Here is a 19,154-nt window from a genome sequence, read left to right as displayed (position 1 = left end):
GTCTAGCGCCGTACGAGCTTGACGACAAAAAGCAGGATGCAGGCGCCAAGGAAGCTGGTGATGAGATAGCCGAGCTTGTCTTCCGCCACGAAAATGCCGAACCGCTGCAGGATCGCGGTTGCAACCGCCGAGCCCACGATGCCGATGATGATGTTCATGAAGATGCCGTAGCGCATGTCCATGAACTTGCCGGCGAGCCAGCCCGCCAGACCACCGATGATGATTGCCATGAACCAACCGACTGCCATGCTGTCCTCGTCCGCTCAAGCCCCGTTCCGCCCTAGATAATGACAGGCAAGCCGAAGGGCAATGTTTCATTCGTCGGGGTGCGACGCGTTGATAGATTGCCGCACAGCACCCCCCTCTGTCCCTGCCGGGCCATCCGAAGCGTCAACCGCCCTCAAGCGTTCAGTACCCGTCCGTAAGCATCCAGCACCGCTTCCTTCATCATTTCCGACAGCGTCGGATGCGGGAAGATGGTGTGCATCAGCTCTTCTTCGGTGGTCTCGAGGTTCATGGCGACGACGAAGCCCTGGATGAGTTCGGTCACTTCGGTGCCGACCATGTGTGCGCCGAGCAGCTCCCCGGTCTTCTTGTCGAAGATGACCTTGACCAGCCCGTTGTCCTCGCCGAGCGCGATCGCCTTGCCGTTTGCGCCGAAGGAGAAGCGGCCGACACGGATGTCGCGGCCGAGCTCCTTGGCCTTGGCTTCCGTGAGGCCGACCGAGGCGACCTGCGGATTGCAGTAGGTGCAGCCGGGGATCTTGCCCTTGTCCATCGGATGGACATTCGGCAGGCCCGCGATCTTCTCGATGCAGACCACGCCCTCATGCTCGGCCTTGTGGGCCAGCATCGGGGGACCCGCGACATCGCCGATGGCGTAGAGGCCGGGCACGTTGGTCTTTCCATAGCCGTCGATGACGATGCAGCCGCGATCGGTCTTCACGCCCAGCGCCTCGAGGCCGAGGTTCTCGATGTTGCCCTGCACGCCGACGGCGGAGATCATCCGGTCGGCCACGATCTGCTGGCTCTTGCCGTCCGCCGTCTCGACGGTTGCGGTGATGGAATTGGCAGCCTTCTCGACCTTCGCCACCTTGGCGGAGGTGATGATCTTGAGCCCGCGCTTTTCCAGCGCCTTGCGGGCGATGCCCGAGATTTCCGCATCTTCCACCGGCATGATGCGATCCATGACTTCCACGACGGTCACGTCGACACCCATGGAGCGGTAGAAGCTCGCAAATTCGATGCCGATGGCGCCCGAGCCCATGACGAGCAGGCTCTTCGGCAGTTCCTTCGGCACCATGGCCTCGAAATAGGTCCAGATCAGCTTGCCGTCCGGCTCGATGCCGGGGAGCGCCCGCGGGCGCGCGCCGGTCGCGACGATGATGTGCTTTGCCGTATAGGTGCCCTCGCCCAGCACGTTCTTCGGAACCGGATTCTGCGGCTGAACGGCCGGCTTGGAGGGCTTGGAGACGACGATCTCGTTGGGCTTCGAGAGCTTCGCCTCGCCCCAGATGACGTCGATCTTGTTCTTCTTCATGAGGAAGCCGACGCCGCCGTTCAGCCGCTGCGACACGCCGCGCGAGCGGTTGACGACCGCCGTCACGTCGGCGCTGATCGAACCGTTGAGCACCAGGCCGTAGGCCTTGGCATGGTTGGCATTGTCGAGGACATCCGCCGAGCGCAAGAGCGCCTTGGTCGGAATGCAGCCCCAGTTCAGGCAGATGCCGCCCAGATGCTCGCGCTCGACGATGGCCGTCTTCAGGCCCAGCTGCGCGGAGCGGATGGCGGCGACATATCCGCCGGGGCCGGAGCCGATAATGATCACGTCGTAGGAATTCGCCACGGGCCTTCATCTCCTCTCTGGTGCCGGAAGCCGGGCAGTTCCCCTGCCCGGTCCGGTTCGGGATGAAGGCCAGCGCCGTCAGGCCGCCTTGGACAGCATCCCGTAAATCTTGTCCTTCAGAGCCATCCGGGTCTTGCGCATGGTTTCCATGTGCACGTCGCCTACCGGCTCGATGTTTGTCTCCGCGCGGTGAATGGCGCGATTGACCTCGTGATACTCCTCGAAGAGCTTGGCGAAATGCGCGTCGCTGACCTTCAGATCATGCATCTTCGCGACATACTCAGGAAACTCTTCCGCGAGCTCGTGGGGGGTGTTCGACATTCCTATCTCCTTGTCTGGATTCGATAGGTTCAGCCTAAGCCCCTGATCCCGAAGGGCCTTGATCTTGATCAAGCCCCCTCGAAAGCGCCTGTCAAATGCCAAGCATCATCCGGACGACGGGCTCCAGCCCGCGCCCGATGGCCCGGGTGTTTTCCGCATCCAGATGGACACCATCGAGCGGTGTGGTCTCGGCAACCGATCCGGCGTCGAAGAAGCCGCATTCCAGCTCGTCCGCCAGATCCCGATAGAATGTCGCGAGCATCGCCGATTCCTCGACGGCGCCGGCAAACATCGCCGCAAACACGGTGTTGGCCGTTTCGCGGCAGGGCGGCGGCGAGACAAGCAGCACCTCCGGTGCTTCCATGCCCTCCATCGGCCAGTCATGGTGGCGAATGAGGCTCACGAGCCGCTCCATGCCCTGCCGTGCGAGGAAGGCATTGCCGGCAATCCCGCGCTTCATGTCATTGGTGCCGAGCATGATGATCACGAGATCGAGCGGCGCATGGCTTTGCAGAAGCGTCGGCAGGACCCGCGCCCCGTTGCGATCGGAATCGGACAGATGGTCGTCATAGGCCGTGGTACGGCCGTTCAGACCCTCCGCAATCACCTGCACATCGGATCCGAGCGCCTTTTGCAGGACCGAGGGCCACCGGTCCTCGAACCGGTGACGCCCCATGGTTTCGGCGTCGTATCCCCAGGTCAGGCTGTCGCCGTAGCAGAGCACGGTTTTCGCCATGGCTTACACCAGCATGCCCATCGGGTTTTCGATATAGCCCTTGAAGGCGGCGAGCAGTTCGGCACCCAGCGCGCCATCGACGCAGCGATGGTCGGTGGAAAGCGTCACCGTCATGACGGTGGCAATTGCCAGCTGGCCGTTCTTCACCACCGGGCGCTGTTCGCCCGCGCCGACCGCGAGGATCGTCGCATGCGGCGGGTTTACCACGGCGGCGAAGTTCTTCACGCCCATCATGCCCATGTTGGACACGGCAGTCGTGCCGCCCTGGTATTCCTCGGGCTTCAGCTTGCGGTCCTTGGCGCGCTTGCCGAGATCCTTCATCTCGTTGGAGATGGCCGAAAGGCTCTTCTCCTCCGCCTTGCGGATGATCGGGGTGATGAGGCCGCCGGGGATCGAAACCGCCACGCCCACGTCGGCGTGCTTGTGCTTCACCATGGCCTGATCGGTCCAGGAGACATTGGCGTCCGGCACGTCGCGCAGCGCCAGCGCCATGGCCTTGATCACCATGTCGTTGACCGAGAGCTTGTAGGCCGGCTTGCCGTCGCGTACCGGGGCCGCGTCGTTGATTTGGGTGCGCAGCGCCAGCAGCGCATCGAGTTCGCAATCGACGGAAACGTAGAAATGCGGGATCGTCTGCTTGGATTCCTGCAGGCGCTTGGCAATCGTCTTGCGCATGCCGTCATGCGGCACGAGCTCGTAGGAGCCTTCGGCAAAGAGCTTCAGCACCTGATCGGACGACATGCCCGTGGCAAGCGGTGCAGCGGATGCAGCAGCAGCCGGTGCAGCCGAGGTGCCTGCCGGAGCAGCCTTCGCCGTTCCACCGGCCACGGCCTTTTCGATGTCCGACTTCACCACGCGGCCATGCGGACCGGAACCCGAAACGGCGGAGAGGTCGACGCCCGCTTCCTTCGCCAGACGCCGCGCCAGCGGCGAGGCGAAGACGCGGTTGCCTTCGCCCGATCTCCCCCCTTGAGGGGGGGATGCCCCGGCAGGGGCAGAGGGGGGTACTGGCGCCGCGTTCGGGGCCGGCGCACCCCCCTCCTGTCGCTTCGCGACATCCTCCCCCGCAAGGGGGGAGGTCGGGGCGGCTTGCGCTGCGGGAGCGGCAGGCGCCGTCACCGCACTCGCATCCTCGCCTTCACCGGCGAGAACCGCGATCACGGTGTTGACCTTCACGCCTTCGGAGCCGGCGGGCACGAGGATCTTGGCCAGCGTGCCTTCGTCCACGGCTTCCACTTCCATGGTGGCCTTGTCGGTCTCGATCTCGGCGATCACGTCGCCGGAACGGATGGCATCGCCTTCCTTCTTCAGCCACTTGGAAAGCTTGCCCTCCTCCATCGTCGGCGAAAGGGCGGGCATGGTAATGTTGATCGGCATCTTGCCTTCCCTCCCCTTAGCGATAGCAGACGGTCTTCACCGCCTGAACGACTTCGCCGACATTCGGCAGAGCCAGCTTCTCGAGATTTGCCGCATAAGGCATCGGCACATCCTTGCCCGCAATCGTCAGGATCGGCGCATCGAGATAGTCGAACGCCTGCTGCATCACGCGGGTGGCGATTTCCGTGCCGACGGAAGACTGCGGATAGCCTTCTTCCACGGTGACCAAACGGCCGGTCTTCTTGACGGATTCGATGACGGTCGGCAGGTCCATCGGGCGAATGGTGCGCAGGTCGATGACCTCGACGTCGATACCTTCCTTCGCCAGTTCGTCCGCGGCCTTGACCGCATAGGTCATGCCGATGCCGAAGGAGACGATGGTGGCATCATTGCCCTTGCGGTGGATGCGTGCCTTGCCGATGGGCAGCACGAAATCGTCCATCTTCGGCACTTCGAACGACTGGCCGTAGAGGATTTCGTTCTCGAGGAAGATGATCGGGTTCGGATCGCGGATGGCAGCCTTCAGCAGGCCCTTGGCATCGGCAGCAGTGTAGGGCTGGATGACCTTGAGGCCCGGAATGTGGCTGTACCAGGCGGCATAATCCTGGCTGTGCTGGGCCGCCACGCGGGCAGCCGCCCCGTTCGGGCCGCGGAAGACAATCGGCGCGCCCATCTGGCCGCCGGACATGTAGAGCGTCTTGGCTGCCGAGTTGATGATCTGGTCGATCGCCTGCATGGCGAAGTTGAAGGTCATGAACTCGACGATGGGACGGAGGCCAGCCATGGCCGCACCGACGCCGATGCCGGCAAAACCGTGCTCGGTGATCGGTGTATCGACCACGCGGCGTGCGCCGAATTCCTGCAGAAGCCCCTGCGTGATCTTGTAGGCGCCCTGATATTCGGCGACTTCCTCACCCATGATGAAGACGTCGTCATTGGCGCGCATTTCCTCGGCCATGGCGTCGCGCAGTGCTTCGCGCACCGTCATCGTCACCATTTCCGTACCGGCCGGGATATCCGGATCGGCGGCGGGCTCGCTCTTCGGCGCGGCAGGAACCGGCTGGGCGATCTGCGGCTGGGCCGAGACGGTTTCGGCAGCTGCGGGCTGCTGGGCAGCGGCAGGCGCCGGGGCCTTCGCGGCGGCATCGGCGCTTTCGCCTTCCTGCAGCAGCACGGCTATCGGCGTATTCACCTTCACGCCTTCGGTTCCGGCGGCCACCAGCAGCTTGCCGATGGTGCCCTCGTCGACGGCTTCCACTTCCATGGTCGCCTTGTCGGTCTCGATTTCGGCGATCACGTCGCCCGCCTTCACGGCGTCACCCTCGTTCTTCAGCCACTTGGACAGTTTGCCCTCTTCCATCGTCGGGGAGAGTGCAGGCATCAGGATATCAATCGGCATGTCTTAAAACCTCCCCGGGGATCAGAGCAGAATGTCGGTGTAGAGTTCGGAGACATCCGGTTCCGGATCGGACTGGGCGAAATCGGCACTGTCGGCGACGATGTCGCGGACGTCCTTGTCGATGGCGCGCAGCTCGTCTTCCGTGGCCCAGCCCTTTTCCAGCAGGCGCGCGCGCACCTGTTCGATCGGGTCGTGCTCGGAGCGCATCTTCTGCACTTCATCCTTGGAGCGGTACTTCGCGGGGTCCGACATGGAGTGGCCGCGATAGCGGTAGGTCAGCATTTCAAGGATCAGCGGACCCTTGCCGGCACGGCAATGGGCAACAGCCTCTTCCGCAGCGGCGGCAACCGCGCGCACGTCCATGCCGTCCACCTGATAGCCGGGGATGCCGAAGGAGGCGCCGCGCATCGAGAAGTCCGTCTGCGCCGAGGCGCGCGAAACGGCGGTGCCCATGGCGTAGCGGTTGTTCTCGATGATGTAGATGACCGGCAGCTTCCAGAGCGCCGCCATGTTGAAGCTTTCGTAGACCTGGCCCTGGTTGGCCGCGCCATCGCCGAAATAGGCGAGCGAGACATTGTCATTGCCGCGGTAGCGGTTGGCGAAGGCAAGCCCGGTGCCGAGCGACACCTGTGCGCCGACGATGCCATGGCCACCATAGAAGTTCTTTTCCTTGGAGAACATGTGCATCGAGCCGCCCTTCCCCTTGGAAAGGCCGCCCCGACGTCCGGTCAGCTCGGCCATCACGCCGCGGGCGCTCATGCCGCAGGCCAGCATGTGGCCGTGGTCACGGTAGCCGGTGATGACCTGGTCGCCGTCCTTCAGCGCCATCTGCATGCCCACGACGACCGCTTCCTGGCCGATGTATAGATGACAGAAGCCACCGATGAAGCCCATGCCATAAAGCTGGCCGGCCTTTTCCTCGAACCGGCGAATCAGCATCATTTCCCGATAGGCCTTGAGCTCGGTGTCCCGGTCGAAGTCCAGGAACGTGCCGCCGTTGAAGTCTTTCTTTCCGGATTTCACCGTCGTCTTGCGAGCGGTTGCGGGCGCGGATTTACGCGTCGCCATGCAGGATCCTCCTCGGGTTTCCTCGAACCAAAAGTGGTGCAAGCTTATGGGAGAATCCTGTTCTCAGCAATGCCTTTAATGCATGCCTTCTATTCTAATTAACGCACTGTAAAACAAAGGGAAATTTAGATTAACCAGATTTCGGTTAATCGAAGTAGGAGTTGAAGATCACGATCTCGTCCGCCCGCGAGACGTTGAGTTCGTAACGCGCCTTCTCGTCCAGGATGTCCTTTTCCATGGAGCCGTCACTGAGCAGGCTGACCTGCAGCTCCAGGGCCTTGCGCCTCTCCGTAAGCTGATCGAGCTCTGCCTGGCGCTCTCCCCGCTGGCGCTCGAACTCCTCCGTGGCGATCAGACCGAAATCGCCATGGATGGAATGATACCCGAAGTAGGAGAGGAAGGCGACGGTAATGAGCGGCATGACAAACCGCCCCAGTTTCCGCTTCTTGTGATGCTTGGTCCACATACTCATTCACTAACCCGAACGCGACACCTGCGATTCAGATTAGCGGCTAGTCCTTAACCGACCGTTGACCATGCGGGGGCATTCGGTGCCGGCCGGCGGATTTCCATCCGCTGGCCCTGCCTGTGCGAGGTGCCGCGTGAACGGACGGCACCGGCAAACGCCGCCCCGTCAGCTCGAAAGGGCCGCCAGCGCGTCCGCGGCAGCGGAGGTCTCGTCGAAGCGCTTGGCGCGGCGGGCGGTCGCCTCCTCATCTTCGCCCCACTGCTCGATGGTCCAGTCTTCCTCGAGATGGGCAAGCGACCAGAGCGTGGCGAGATCGATGCGACCCAAGGCATAGGCGAGCGTGAGGATGGCCGAGCCTGAGATGGTGGTAATGGTATGAAGTGCTGCCAGCGCCACCGGATCGGCAAAGCGGGCGACGGCAGCAGACACGGCGTCAAGCGCCTCCTGCGGCTGCTCCTGATGCATCACGCCCTCGGCGAGAATGAGACGGGCGCCGAGCGCTTCGGCGGCCCATTCCAGGATCGGGTTCCAGCGTTCCGCCTGCCGCTCGACGAGGGCGACAGGTTCCGATGCGCGGTAGCAGAGCATATCATTGCCGGCATAGCGCACGATATCGCCGGCAACGGCTCCCATATCGGGAGCGATGCCGTCGATCGCGGTATTGACCAGCTTGGTAACCGGCATGGAGGCGGGGTCGATCACGTCCTTCTGCGCATCCCATTCGCGGGCGATCAGCTCGGCGAGCGCCCGTGTCGGCAGGGTCAGAGCCTGCTTTGCCGGTGTCTTCAGCGTGCGTCCGTCGAGACGGATGCCGAAACCGCCCTCCTCCGGCTCGACCGAGACGGCCTGGTAGAAACGCTTGGGCAGCGGCTTCTTCATCTGGATCTGGGCACGGCGGATGGGGTCCGGGTGGCTGAGGCCCTCGGAAAGATCGTTCAGGAGGTCGCGCATGGTCTTCTTACTCGCCAATCAGTTCAATCAGGTCGGCCGGTATCCGGGCGATGCCGTCGGCTCCGGCGGCGACCAGTTCGGGCACGGTCGCATAGCCCCAGGCAACACCGATGGCCCGGGCGCCTGCGGCCTTTGCCATCTGCATGTCATAAACCGCGTCCCCGATAACCACGGTGCGGGCCGGATCGATCCCTGCCTCGTCGCAACATTCCGAAACCATGGCCGGATGCGGCTTGGAGGGGCAATCGTCCGCCGTTCGGGAAACCTGGATATGGGGTCGGAGATCGTGGCTGTCCATGATCATGTTGAGGCCGGCGCGGGATTTTCCCGTAACCGCACCGAGCGTCAGGCGCTCGTCGACAATCACATGGTCGAGCATCGCCCGAATGCCCGGGAAAAGCGGCTCCTTGAAGCCCGTCTCGCCACGCACGTCGGCGTAGATGGATTTGTAATAGGCCATCATGGCCACCGCCTCGTCATCCGCATGGGTCTTTCCCTGAATGCGGGCAATGGCAATGTCGAGCGTCAGCCCGATGATGGATTTCGTGGCGGCAAAGCTCGGCTTGTCGAAGCCGAAATGCACGAAGGTCCGTTCCATCACGTCGTGGATGAGGCCCGCGCTGTCCACCAGCGTGCCGTCGCAATCGAAGAGAACCAGCTTCATTCCGAGTCCCGATCCCCGTCCTCGATGTTGAGGCCGAGCAGGTTCCAGCTCTGCTCCATGTGCGGCGGAAGCGGCGCCGTGACCTTCAGACGCCCGCCGTTCGGATGGGGAATATCGATATGGCGCGCATGGAGATGCAGCCGCTTCTGCACGCCGCCGGGGAAGTCCCAGTTGGGATCGTCGATGAAGTACTTCGGATCCCCGATGATCGGGTGGCCGATATGCAGCGCGTGGACGCGAAGCTGATGGGTGCGGCCGGTATAGGGTTCCATTTCCAGCCAGGCGAGCCGCTGGGCGACCGTATCGATGATGCGATAGAAGGACACGGCGTGATCCGCCCCCTCCTCGCCGTGCTTGGCAATCCGCATCCGGTCGCCGTCTGGCGTCTGCTCCTTGACGAGCCAGGTCGAAATCTTGTCTTCCTTCTTGCGCGGCACGCCCTTTACCAGCGACCAGTAGGTTTTCTTGGTATCGCGCTCGCGGAAGGCGGCGGTGAGCTTCTGTGCCGCGCCGCGGGTGCGGGCAATCACCAGAACGCCCGACGTGTCGCGGTCCAGGCGGTGGACGAGGCGGGGCTTTTCGCCGCGCTGGTTCGTCCATGCTTCGAGCATCTGGTCGATATGCCGGTTGACGCCGGAGCCGCCCTGGACCGCAAGGCCGGCAGGCTTGTTCAGCACGATCACCTTGTCATCCTCGTGCAGCAGCATGCGCGAGAGCAGCTCGTGATCACCCGCGTGCTTCAGCTCCTTGCCGGCGATGGGTCCGGTCTTTGCCTTGTCGACGTCGAGCGGTGGCACGCGCACTACCTGACCGGGCTGAACCCGGCTGTCGGACTTCACGCGCCCGCCGTCGACGCGGATCTGGCCGGAGCGCAGCAGCTTCTGAAGCGCCCCGAAACCGAGGCCGGGATAGTGGATCTTGAACCAGCGGTCGACGCGCATGCCCGCTTCGTCCGCATCCACCTTGATGTGTTCTATCCCTGCCATGTCCGCTTTCCACCGTCTGCGGGCCGGAAGCCCTGAATTCAAAGGCTGGCTTTAGAATATTTCGCGTGCCATGGGAAAGCGGAAATCGCCCCGCTTCCGCGAAAAATGCCTCAAGCCAGTGCCCTGACCAGCGCCAGCCCTGCAAAGAGGGCCCCAAGAGAAACGACGACGCTTGCCAATACATAGGCCGCCGCAAGGCCAAGCGCGCCCCTCTCCATCAGGGCAGCGGCGTCGAGCGAGAAGGAAGAGAAGGTGGTGAAGCCACCCAGAAAACCCGTAACGAGCAGGAGCCGTGCCGGCTCCGAAGCCCCGAACCTGCGCGCGATGGCCTCCACGAAGACGCCGATCACAAAGGAACCCGCGACATTCACGATCAGCGTACCCCAGGGAAAGAACGGCCCCAGGAGACGGGTCGCGCCAAGACCGGTCATGTAGCGCAGCACCGAACCGGCCGCACCACCCACTGCCACGAGAAGCATGTTCACCATCTGCCGTCATCCGAGGATTTGATTAACCCAAAGCACATGACCGGAAGTTTGGGCGCAATTCATCCCCATGAAAAGGGCGAAACCGTTCAAATCCTAACGATTTTCGCAACAAAGGCTGAAGAGCCGGCCTCTAGGGTCGTCGAAAGACATGGTTTCCAGTGAACGACAATGACTCAGGTTGTAACCATATCGGCGAACACGGCTGCCCTTGCGATGGAGATGCTCCGGCCGACCCAGCGCAAGAGTGCCAAGACAGCCATTCAGGAAAACGAACGCACGGCGCGGCTCGGCGATACCGAGCGCAATGTCGATTCCATCCTGCCTCCATCGGAAAGCATCACGGCAGTCTCAGCACGCCTCTCCATGCTGGACAACGGCTACAACAACCAGCAGGCAACGCTCAATCAGGCTGTGGAAGCCTATCTCCGCTCCGGCGGCTGAGAACGGTTCAACAAGCGCAAACGAGAACGGCGCCGGGCTTTCGCTCCGGCGCCGTTATCGCATTCAGCTTCGGTCAGTTGTGCTGATGACCCGCCTTGACCTTCGCGGGATCGACAACGGGCAGGGTCAGCTCCACTGCGCCGGCCTTTTCGAACGTGAAGGTGACCTTCACCTTGTCCCCTTCGCGGAAGGGCTTGGCGACGCCCATGAACATCAGGTGCAGGCCGCCCGGCTTCAGTTCGACGGTCGAACCCGCCGCAACCGGAATGCCATCGGCAAGCTTGCGCATCTTCATGACGTCGTTCTCCATCGTCATCTCGTGCATTTCCACGTGATCCGCGCCCGGTGTGGAGACGGAGACGAGGCGGTCGTCGGCGGTGCCGCCATTGGCGAGCGTCACGAACCCGCCTCCGACCGGCTGGCCGGGCAGCATGCCCTTGAGGAAGCCCCCGGAGAGGGCGATGTCGCCAATCTTGCCGGCTCCCTCTTCCGCAGGCATGGCCATCGCCATGGCGTCGTGTCCGTGCGCATGTCCGCCTTCCGCAGCAATGACTGCAATCGCGGGGACAGGATGCTCGAGGTCGTGCGGGTTCTGACCGGCAGCGGGAATGTCGCCCCAGGTGACGGAGGCGTCCTGTCCGCATTTCTGCGTTGTCACGAACGGCAGCGATGCACCGGCCTCCACGCCGGAAAGCTTACCGCTGATTTCGAAGCCATCGAACATGTCGTCGGGAATCTCGCCGCCGGTCCAGCGAAATTCCAGAGCGCCCGAGCTGACCTTCTTGCCATGCAGTTCGTAGGTCTTCTGGTAGTCGCCCTTGATGATTTCGACTTTCCAGCCGGTCTTTACCTTCGGCTTGGCATTGATGAAGCCTTCCGGGATCTTCACCGACACCTCGGTGGTCGCCTTGCCGTCGCATCCGTGCGGAATGCGCAGCTCGCCATTGTAGTAGCCGTCCCCCTGCGCTTCGGCGACGGAAAAGCCCGCATGGGCAAGGGCAGACGTCGCAAGAAGCGAGGCGATGCCGGCCGAAAGCGCAGCGGTGATGATGGTCTTCTTCATGATGTATTCCTTCCTGGACGGGGGCTTGTGCCGCACGCCGTCACGAGTGCCCGCAAGGGCCGTTGTTCGATCTGCAATTCTGTCAGGCGAACAGGAAGGAAGGCGGTCCTCTGGCGGTCTGCGCGCGGAGGAGCGTCAGTGCGGCGCCCTCCTCCGCAAATGCTGCGAACAGGACAACGGTGCTACCGGCCGGATAGGCGGCCACGTCAGGGGCATCCGGCAGGATAACGGCAGCAGTCAGCCTGCAGGCGTCGCAGGCGGGATAGGAGAACTTGAGCTTTTCCGGCCCCTGAGGCACGCACAGATCGGGCTGGGTTCCGTCGGGAAGCTGGTAGGCGAGTGCCGCCACATCCCGCACTTCGGCCTCGACGGCCGGACGGTGCGCAAACCCCAGAAACAGCAGGGCCAGCGCGCACAGTATGCGCACGGTCATGCCCGGCTTCTGGTTTTTCCGTTTCATCGTCGTCTCCGAATGCCGCTTTCGTTAGAACAGGTGCTCATGGCCTGTCTAGTCCCGGACACCCTAGGACAGGTCCGGGCGCGGCAATTTGACCGGGCGCAACCAGCGCGGATTTTTTTCGGAGAACGACATTTTCAACTTGCCAACGGCGATATCAGGACGATAATTGCCGCATTCTGTTGGGAGAAGCCGCTTCGATGCGGTGCCGAAGGAGCAACCGCCCCGGAAACTCTCAGGCAAAAGGACCAACGGAAGCCGAACGGAACTCTGGAGAGACGCCGGCCGCAAGGCACGGTGCGCCGAAGGGATAACAATCTCAGGCGAAAGGGACAGAGGGGGCTCAAACCGCGGCAGTCATGCCGAAATTCGAGCCCGGCGCAGCCATGCGCCCTGATCCCGGAGGCCCCTTTTGGACGACCAGACTCCCCTTCTCAAGACGCCCCTGCACGGGTTGCATCTCTCGCTCGGTGCGAAGATGGTTCCCTTTGCCGGATACGACATGCCCGTGCAGTATCCCGCGGGCGTGCTGAAGGAACATCTCCACACCCGCTCCGCCGCTGGCCTTTTCGACGTGTCCCACATGGGCCAGGTGACCGTCCGTGCCCGCTCCGGCAACAATGCCGATGCAGCACTGGCACTGGAAGCCCTGGTACCGGTCGATGTGGCAGGCCTTGGTGCGGGCCGGCAGCGCTATGCCGTTTTCACCAATGACGACGGCGGCATCACCGATGACCTGATGATCACCAATCGCGGCGACCACCTTTTCCTTGTCGTCAATGCCGCCTGCAAGGAAGCCGATTTCGCCCATCTGGAAAAGCACCTCGGCGGCGCCTGTGTGGTGACGCCCATCCGCGACCGCGCCCTTCTCGCGCTTCAGGGGCCGCTTTCGGAGAAGGCACTTTCCATCCTGTCTCCCGACGTGGCTTCCATGCGCTTCATGGACGTGATCTCCACCACGCTCGTCGGCGCGGAATGCATCGTTTCCCGATCGGGTTACTCGGGCGAAGACGGCTACGAAATATCGGTTCCTGAAGACAAGGCCGAAGAGCTGGCAAGAGCGCTTCTCGCTATCGAGGGCGTGCAGCCCATCGGGCTTGGCGCCCGCGATTCCCTCCGCCTCGAAGCGGGCCTCTGCCTTTACGGCAACGACATCGACACCACGACCACCCCGGTGGAGGGCGCCATCGAATGGGCGATCCAGAAGGTGCGCCGGAAGGATGGTGCGCGCGAAGGCGGCTTCCCCGGAGCGGCACGCATTCTGGCCGAACTCCAGAATGGCGCCGCCCGGCGGCGCGTCGGCCTGAAGCCCGAAGGCAAGGCCCCGGTGCGCGCCCATACGAAGCTCTTTGCCGATGCCGAGGGCAAGACCGAGCTTGGCGAGGTCACCTCAGGCACTTTCGGTCCTACGGTCGAAGGCCCTGTTGCCATGGGTTATCTGCCGAAGAGCCATGCCGCGAACGGCACGACCGTCTTTGCCGAAGTGCGCGGAAAGTACCTGCCGGTTGTCGTGACCGCCCTTCCCTTCATCACCCAAACCTACAAGCGCTGAGCGCCTCCAGACTGGACAAGAGGAAAATCCATGCTGAAATTCACCTCCGAACATGAATGGCTGAACATCGAGAACGGCGTTGCAACCGTCGGGATCACGAACCACGCTGCCGAGCAGCTCGGCGACCTGGTCTTCGTCGAGCTTCCTGCTGTCGGAAAGAGCTTCTCGAAAGGCGCAGATGCCGCCACCGTCGAATCGGTCAAGGCAGCATCCGAAGTCTATTGTCCGCTGGATGGCGAGATCACCGAGGTCAACGATGCGATCGTTGCCGATCCGTCGCTGGTCAATTCCGATCCGCAGGGTGCAGGCTGGTTCTTCAAGCTGAAGCTCGCCAACCCCTCCGATGCCGATGGCCTGCTGGACGAGGCCGCCTACAAGGAGCTGATTGCCTGATGTCTTCCCCGGTCGAATTCTCCTTCACGGACTACCAGCCGTATGATTTCGCCAACCGGCGGCACATCGGCCCCTCGCCGCGCGAGATGGAAGAAATGCTCAAGGTGGTGGGCTATCCCTCGCTCGACGCGCTCATCGACGATACCGTCCCCGCTTCCATCCGTCAGAAGCAGCCGCTTTCCTGGGGCGCGCCAATGACCGAACGCGAGGCGCTGGACCGGCTGCGCGAGATCGCGAACAAGAATACCAACCTGGTCTCGCTGATCGGCCAGGGCTATTACGGCACCATAACGCCGCCGGTCATCCAGCGCTGCATTCTGGAAAATCCCGCCTGGTACACGGCCTACACGCCCTATCAGCCCGAAATTTCCCAGGGTCGCCTCGAGGCGCTGCTGAACTACCAGACGATGGTCTGCGACCTCACGGGCCTCGACGTGGCGAACGCCTCTCTGCTCGATGAAGCGACCGCTGCGGCGGAAGCCATGGCGATGTCGCAGCGCGTGGCTTCCTCCAAGGCGAATGCCTTCTTCGTCGATGAAAACTGCCACCCGCAGACGATCGCGCTCATCCATACGCGCGCCGAACCGCTCGGCTGGGACGTCATCGTTGGCGATCCTGACCAGGATCTGGATCCCGCTCAGGTATTCGGCGCCCTGTTCCAGTATCCGGGCACCTATGGCCATGTTCGCGACTTCACGAAGATCATTGCCTCGCTGCATGCGGCCGGCGCGATTGCCACCGTTGCCGCCGATCCGCTGGCGCTGGCCCTCCTGAAGTCTCCGGGTGAAATGGGTGCCGATATCGCCGTCGGCTGCACCCAGCGCTTCGGCGTCCCCATGGGCTACGGCGGTCCGCATGCGGCCTACATGGCCGTCAAGGACGCCTACAAGCGTTCGATGCCCGGCCGACTCGTGGGTGTTTCGGTCGACGCCCGCGGCAACCGCGCCTATCGCCTTTCGCTCCAGACCCGCGAACAGCACATCCGCCGCGAGAAGGCGACGTCGAACATCTGCACGGCACAGGTGCTGCTCGCCGTCATGGCCTCGATGTATGGCGTTTTCCATGGTCCCGAAGGCATCAAGGCCATCGCACAGAGTGTGCACCTGAAGGCCGTTCGGCTGGCCATGGGACTCGAGAAGCTCGGCTTTGCCGTGGAGCCCAAGGTGTTCTTCGACACGATCACCGTCCATGTCGGCCCCCTCCAGGGCGCCATCATGAATGCGGCCGTGGCGGAGGGCGTCAACCTTCGCAAGATCGGGTCCGACCGGATCGGCATCTCGCTGGACGAGCGTTCGCGCCCGGCGACACTCGAGGCTGTGTGGAAGGCCTTCGGTGCGGATTTCCGGATCGCGGAGTTCGAGCCGTCCTATCGCCTGCCCGACGAGGCGCTGCGCAACACGCCCTACATGACGCACCCGATCTTCCACATGAACCGCGCGGAAAGCGAAATGACCCGCTACATCCGCCGTCTGTCGGATCGGGACCTTGCGCTTGACCGGGCGATGATCCCGCTCGGATCCTGCACGATGAAGCTCAATGCCACGGCGGAAATGCTGCCGATCACATGGCCGGAATTTGCCGAGCTTCACCCGTTCGTGCCCGACAGCCAGTCCGCCGGATATCGGGAGATGATCGACGATCTGGCCGACAAGCTTTGCCAGGTCACCGGCTACGACGCCTTCTCCATGCAGCCGAATTCCGGTGCGCAAGGGGAATATGCGGGCCTGCTGACGATCCGCAACTACCACATTGCCCGGGGCGAAGGTCACCGCGACATCTGCCTCATCCCGACCTCGGCGCACGGCACGAACCCCGCCTCCGCGCAGATGGTCGGCATGAAGGTCGTTCCCGTGAAGTCCCGCGAAAACGGCGACATCGACATGGACGATTTCCGCGCCAAGGCGGAACAGTATTCTGCCCAGCTTTCCTGCTGCATGATTACCTACCCCTCGACCCACGGGGTGTTCGAGGAGACGGTGCGCGAGGTCTGCGAGATCACGCACAGGCATGGTGGCCAGGTCTATCTGGACGGCGCCAACATGAACGCCATGGTCGGCCTGTCCCGTCCCGGTGACATTGGTTCGGACGTCAGCCATCTGAACCTGCACAAGACCTTCTGCATTCCGCATGGCGGCGGCGGCCCCGGCATGGGTCCGATCGGCGTCAAGGCGCATCTCGCTCCGCATTTGCCCGGTCATCCGGAGCGGAATGGCGAGGGTGGTGCAGTATCGGCAGCGCCTTTCGGCTCCGCCTCGATCCTGCCGATCTCCTGGAGCTACTGCCTGATGATGGGTGGCGAAGGGCTGACGCAGGCAACGAAGGTGGCAATCCTCAATGCCAACTACATCGCCGCCCGGCTAAAGGGCGCCTACAACGTGCTCTACACCTCGAAGAGCGGACGTGTTGCCCATGAATGCATCATCGATACCCGTCCGCTGGCCGATAGCGCGGGCATCACGGTCGACGATATCGCCAAGCGCCTGATCGACTGCGGCTTCCACGCTCCGACCATGAGCTGGCCGGTTGCCGGCACGCTGATGATCGAGCCGACGGAGTCGGAGACAAAGGCGGAAATCGATCGCTTCTGCGATGCGATGCTTGCCATTCGCGAGGAAGTCCGCGCGGTCGAAGATGGCCGGATGGACAAGGCGAACAATCCGCTGAAGAACGCGCCGCACACGGTGGAAGATCTCGTCGGCGAGTGGAACCGCCCCTACAGCCGCGAGCAGGCCTGCTTCCCGCCCGGCTCTTTCCGCGTCGACAAGTATTGGGCACCGGTCAACCGCATCGACAATGTCTACGGCGACCGCAACCTCATCTGCACCTGCCCGCCGGTTGAGGAATACGCGCAGGCAGCCGAGTAAGGACGAAATCAAGCACTGAAAGGCCGTCCCGGGAGGCCGGGGCGGCCTTTTTTTTCTCAGCTTCGGGTCAGCGAGAGCAGCGCGGAGCTGATCGCGACAATCCCGAACGCAAGCAGGATCAGCCCCGATATGCGGGATACCCAGAGCGTAAAGCCAGTGGGCAGCCGATTCTTGAGCGCGGTTACCAGCCCGCAGAGAAAGAACCACCAGAGAAGCGATCCCGTGAACACACCGGCCGTGGTGGTGAAGGCACCTGTGCCATCGCTCGCCAGTCCGAGCCCGGCAAAAATCGCCGCAAAGGACAGAATGGTCGCCGGATTGGAAAGCGTGAGCAGGAAGGTGGTCGCGGTCACCCGGAAAAGATCACCCATCCCGCTTTCAGCTGCCGCAGCTTTCGGCACACCCGCAGAGCGCAAGGACTGCCATCCAAGCCAGAGCATGAATAGCCCGCCAAGCAGCCCCAGAGGGACGGACACGCGGGCGAGTATAGCTGAAAAGGCCGCGAAACCGGAAGCCGCCAGAAGCGCATAGACGCCATCCGCAAGGGCCGTACCCAGCCCGCCGGCAACTCCCGCCCAGAAACCGCGCGCCAGCGTTCTGTTGATGCACAGGGCGCCTATTGGCCCCACCGGAGCCGCGATCGCCAGGCCAAGCAGGATGCCCTTGAGGAATAGATAGAATGTCATGGCGCGCGTTTCAGACCGGAATTGTGCAACACTGCGCCCTGTCTAGCACGCTCTATTTGGCCGCAACACCTGCCTTCATTTTCGCATAGATCTCAGGGAAGACCTCACGGAAAGGCCGGGCGTTCTTGAGGTCTTCTTCGCTTGCCTCCCATGTATCGGGATCGCTCGCAATAGCGCGCTGGATTTCCTCTTCTTCTTCGTCCGTCAGTTGACGCCTCTCTGGCCATTTCGTCATTACGGATTCCTTTCCTTCCGGCTGGACTTGCGCATTGATATGATCTCAACGGCCTCACTCCCGACCCAGCGAAAGATAACGGTGATCGGCTCAACCCCGAGCTGCCCTATTGCCATCAAACGGCCCGCCCGTGCGCCCACGATGTTGCTGCGCTCCAGAAAGCTCTCATCAAGCTCGGCAAAATCGAGGCCATGTTTTTGCAGGTTGCTGAGCCGTTTCGGCTCGTCCCATAATATGATCATGCGCGCATCTTACCCGGAAGGCAAGATGCGTCATTCTAAATATTAGTGATTTATATTTTACCGATCAGCCTGAACCACCGGATTGCCCTGTGCGGCCAGCGCCGCAAGATCGGCGGGCTTCAGCTCGACGGATTCGCCGCAGCCGCAGGCAGAGGTCTGGTTCGGATTGTTGAAGGTAAAGCCGGAGCGGAGCGTGGTCTGCTCGAAACCCATCTCGGTGCCGAGAAGGTAAAGGGTGGCATGGGGCGCGACCCATACGCGGGCGCCGTCGCGCTCCACGAGGTCATCCTTGGGGTCGGGCTCGGTCACGAGGTCGACCGTATATTCCATGCCGGCGCAGCCGCCCTTCTTGACGCCGACACGGATGCCCTTGGCGTCAGGTCCGGATTTTTCAACGATGGCCTTTACCCGCTGTGCGGCGGCCTCGTTGATGGTCATGATGGCAAAGCCCATGTCTTCAGTCCCTTTCCACAACCGGGTTCAAGGCCCGATGCTTCGAAACATAATGTAAGCGCCGCTGGTAAAGGCTTCAATACCAGCCGACGGCGACCTGCGCCTCTTCCGACATGCGGTCGGCCGACCACGGCGGATCGAAGGTGAGTTCCACCTGAACGCCGGAGACGCCTTCGACGGCACCGACGGCATTCTCCACCCATCCGGGCATCTCGCCGGCCACCGGGCAGCCCGGAGCGGTGAGCGTCATGACGATCTTCACCATCCGGTCGTCTTCGATATCGATCTTGTAGATCAGCCCGAGCTCGAAAATATCGGCGGGGATTTCGGGATCATAGACTGTCTTCAGCGCCGCGACGATATCGTCAGAAAGCCGTGCCAGCTCTTCCGGCGGAATGGCAGAATTTACCAGCCCCTCGCGCGGATCGGCATTTTCCTCGGTCGTGGTCATGGTCTATTCTCC

General features: G+C 62.7%; 23 protein-coding genes and 1 riboswitch. Of the genes, 4 read left to right on the top strand and 19 right to left on the bottom strand.

Annotated features, from left to right (window positions below; translation table 11 throughout):
- Nucleotides 1-2: 2 nt before the first annotated feature.
- The 12 genes from GGR23_RS09370 to crcB form a co-directional block, all read right to left on the bottom strand.
- Nucleotides 3-248 (bottom strand): GlsB/YeaQ/YmgE family stress response membrane protein, encoded by a 246-nt coding sequence (locus tag GGR23_RS09370; RefSeq protein ID WP_183365949.1) that lies wholly within the window; start codon nt 246-248, stop codon nt 3-5.
- Nucleotides 249-400: 152 nt separating this feature from the next.
- Entirely contained in the window at nt 401-1,846 is a 1,446-nt protein-coding gene (gene lpdA, locus GGR23_RS09365; protein WP_183365948.1) for a dihydrolipoyl dehydrogenase, read from the bottom strand.
- A gap of 78 nt (nt 1,847-1,924) precedes the next feature.
- Nucleotides 1,925-2,167: an HP1242/YdcH family protein gene (locus GGR23_RS09360; RefSeq protein WP_183365947.1), complete on the bottom strand. Its 243-nt coding sequence runs from the start codon at nt 2,165-2,167 to the stop codon at nt 1,925-1,927.
- 91 nt (nt 2,168-2,258) lie between these two features.
- A complete protein-coding gene (locus GGR23_RS09355) occupies nt 2,259-2,903 on the bottom strand; it encodes an SGNH/GDSL hydrolase family protein (RefSeq protein WP_183365946.1) in 645 nt (214 codons plus the stop codon).
- 3 nt (nt 2,904-2,906) lie between these two features.
- Nucleotides 2,907-4,280 (bottom strand): pyruvate dehydrogenase complex dihydrolipoamide acetyltransferase, encoded by a 1,374-nt coding sequence (locus GGR23_RS09350; protein ID WP_183365945.1) that lies wholly within the window; start codon nt 4,278-4,280, stop codon nt 2,907-2,909.
- Nucleotides 4,281-4,296: 16 nt separating this feature from the next.
- On the bottom strand, nt 4,297-5,679 hold the full coding sequence (locus GGR23_RS09345; protein ID WP_183365944.1) for a pyruvate dehydrogenase complex E1 component subunit beta: 1,383 nt from the start codon (nt 5,677-5,679) through the stop codon (nt 4,297-4,299).
- Between the two features lie 21 nt (nt 5,680-5,700).
- Nucleotides 5,701-6,747, bottom strand: a complete 1,047-nt coding sequence (pdhA, locus tag GGR23_RS09340) for a pyruvate dehydrogenase (acetyl-transferring) E1 component subunit alpha (protein ID WP_183365943.1) — start codon at nt 6,745-6,747, stop codon at nt 5,701-5,703.
- Between the two features lie 145 nt (nt 6,748-6,892).
- Complete coding sequence (locus GGR23_RS09335; RefSeq protein WP_183366372.1) at nt 6,893-7,213, bottom strand: FtsB family cell division protein; 321 nt, start codon at nt 7,211-7,213, stop codon at nt 6,893-6,895.
- Between the two features lie 168 nt (nt 7,214-7,381).
- Nucleotides 7,382-8,167 (bottom strand): ATP12 family chaperone protein, encoded by a 786-nt coding sequence (locus tag GGR23_RS09330; protein ID WP_183365942.1) that lies wholly within the window; start codon nt 8,165-8,167, stop codon nt 7,382-7,384.
- A gap of 7 nt (nt 8,168-8,174) precedes the next feature.
- The gene (locus GGR23_RS09325; protein WP_183365941.1) at nt 8,175-8,831 is read right to left on the bottom strand and encodes an HAD-IA family hydrolase; all 657 of its coding nucleotides are present in this window, start codon (nt 8,829-8,831) and stop codon (nt 8,175-8,177) included.
- The gene (locus GGR23_RS09320; protein ID WP_183365940.1) at nt 8,828-9,817 is read right to left on the bottom strand and encodes an RluA family pseudouridine synthase; all 990 of its coding nucleotides are present in this window, start codon (nt 9,815-9,817) and stop codon (nt 8,828-8,830) included. The genes GGR23_RS09325 and GGR23_RS09320 overlap by 4 nt, the downstream gene beginning before the upstream one ends.
- 110 nt (nt 9,818-9,927) lie before the next feature.
- Nucleotides 9,928-10,305 (bottom strand): fluoride efflux transporter CrcB, encoded by a 378-nt coding sequence (crcB, locus tag GGR23_RS09315; RefSeq protein WP_183365939.1) that lies wholly within the window; start codon nt 10,303-10,305, stop codon nt 9,928-9,930.
- A gap of 168 nt (nt 10,306-10,473) precedes the next feature.
- On the opposite strand from crcB, the gene GGR23_RS09310 reads away from it, so the two are divergent.
- Nucleotides 10,474-10,746, top strand: a complete 273-nt coding sequence (locus GGR23_RS09310; protein ID WP_183365938.1) for a hypothetical protein — start codon at nt 10,474-10,476, stop codon at nt 10,744-10,746.
- A 73-nt stretch (nt 10,747-10,819) separates the two neighbouring features.
- Here GGR23_RS09310 and GGR23_RS09305 read toward each other — a convergent pair whose 3' ends face one another.
- Both GGR23_RS09305 and GGR23_RS09300 read right to left on the bottom strand, forming a co-directional pair.
- The gene (locus GGR23_RS09305) at nt 10,820-11,809 is read right to left on the bottom strand and encodes a copper chaperone PCu(A)C domain-containing protein (protein WP_183365937.1); all 990 of its coding nucleotides are present in this window, start codon (nt 11,807-11,809) and stop codon (nt 10,820-10,822) included.
- 82 nt (nt 11,810-11,891) lie between these two features.
- Nucleotides 11,892-12,269 (bottom strand): hypothetical protein, encoded by a 378-nt coding sequence (locus GGR23_RS09300; RefSeq protein ID WP_183365936.1) that lies wholly within the window; start codon nt 12,267-12,269, stop codon nt 11,892-11,894.
- Nucleotides 12,270-12,439: 170 nt separating this feature from the next.
- Nucleotides 12,440-12,527: riboswitch (glycine riboswitch) on the top strand.
- Nucleotides 12,528-12,678: 151 nt separating this feature from the next.
- Between GGR23_RS09300 and gcvT the strand changes: the two genes are divergently transcribed.
- Genes gcvT through gcvP form a run of 3 tightly spaced genes read left to right on the top strand, consistent with a single transcriptional unit; the run spans nt 12,679 to nt 17,075 of the window.
- Nucleotides 12,679-13,818: a glycine cleavage system aminomethyltransferase GcvT gene (gcvT, locus tag GGR23_RS09295; protein WP_183365935.1), complete on the top strand. Its 1,140-nt coding sequence runs from the start codon at nt 12,679-12,681 to the stop codon at nt 13,816-13,818.
- A gap of 30 nt (nt 13,819-13,848) precedes the next feature.
- Entirely contained in the window at nt 13,849-14,211 is a 363-nt protein-coding gene (gcvH, locus tag GGR23_RS09290; protein WP_183365934.1) for a glycine cleavage system protein GcvH, read from the top strand.
- Nucleotides 14,211-17,075 carry an aminomethyl-transferring glycine dehydrogenase gene (gene gcvP / locus GGR23_RS09285; RefSeq protein WP_183365933.1) on the top strand — a complete coding sequence of 955 codons (2,865 nt, stop codon included), beginning with the start codon at nt 14,211-14,213 and terminating at the stop codon, nt 17,073-17,075. The genes gcvH and gcvP overlap by 1 nt, the downstream gene beginning before the upstream one ends.
- 56 nt (nt 17,076-17,131) lie before the next feature.
- Here gcvP and GGR23_RS09280 read toward each other — a convergent pair whose 3' ends face one another.
- From GGR23_RS09280 to GGR23_RS09260, 5 genes are all read right to left on the bottom strand, one after another.
- Complete coding sequence (locus GGR23_RS09280) at nt 17,132-17,761, bottom strand: LysE family transporter (RefSeq protein WP_183365932.1); 630 nt, start codon at nt 17,759-17,761, stop codon at nt 17,132-17,134.
- Between the two features lie 52 nt (nt 17,762-17,813).
- A complete protein-coding gene (locus GGR23_RS09275) occupies nt 17,814-17,996 on the bottom strand; it encodes a hypothetical protein (protein WP_183365931.1) in 183 nt (60 codons plus the stop codon).
- Entirely contained in the window at nt 17,996-18,238 is a 243-nt protein-coding gene (locus GGR23_RS09270; protein ID WP_183365930.1) for a BrnT family toxin, read from the bottom strand. The genes GGR23_RS09275 and GGR23_RS09270 overlap by 1 nt, the downstream gene beginning before the upstream one ends.
- Nucleotides 18,239-18,295: 57 nt before the next feature.
- Nucleotides 18,296-18,691: a Fe-S cluster assembly scaffold SufA gene (gene sufA, locus GGR23_RS09265; RefSeq protein ID WP_183365929.1), complete on the bottom strand. Its 396-nt coding sequence runs from the start codon at nt 18,689-18,691 to the stop codon at nt 18,296-18,298.
- Between the two features lie 76 nt (nt 18,692-18,767).
- Entirely contained in the window at nt 18,768-19,142 is a 375-nt protein-coding gene (locus tag GGR23_RS09260) for an SUF system Fe-S cluster assembly protein (protein WP_183365928.1), read from the bottom strand.
- Nucleotides 19,143-19,154: the final 12 nt, after the last annotated feature.

It is taken from the genome of Gellertiella hungarica (genome assembly GCF_014197145.1).
GTDB classification, from domain to species: domain Bacteria; phylum Pseudomonadota; class Alphaproteobacteria; order Rhizobiales; family Rhizobiaceae; genus Gellertiella; species Gellertiella hungarica.
This window is presented reverse-complemented; position numbering and strand designations above follow the sequence as displayed.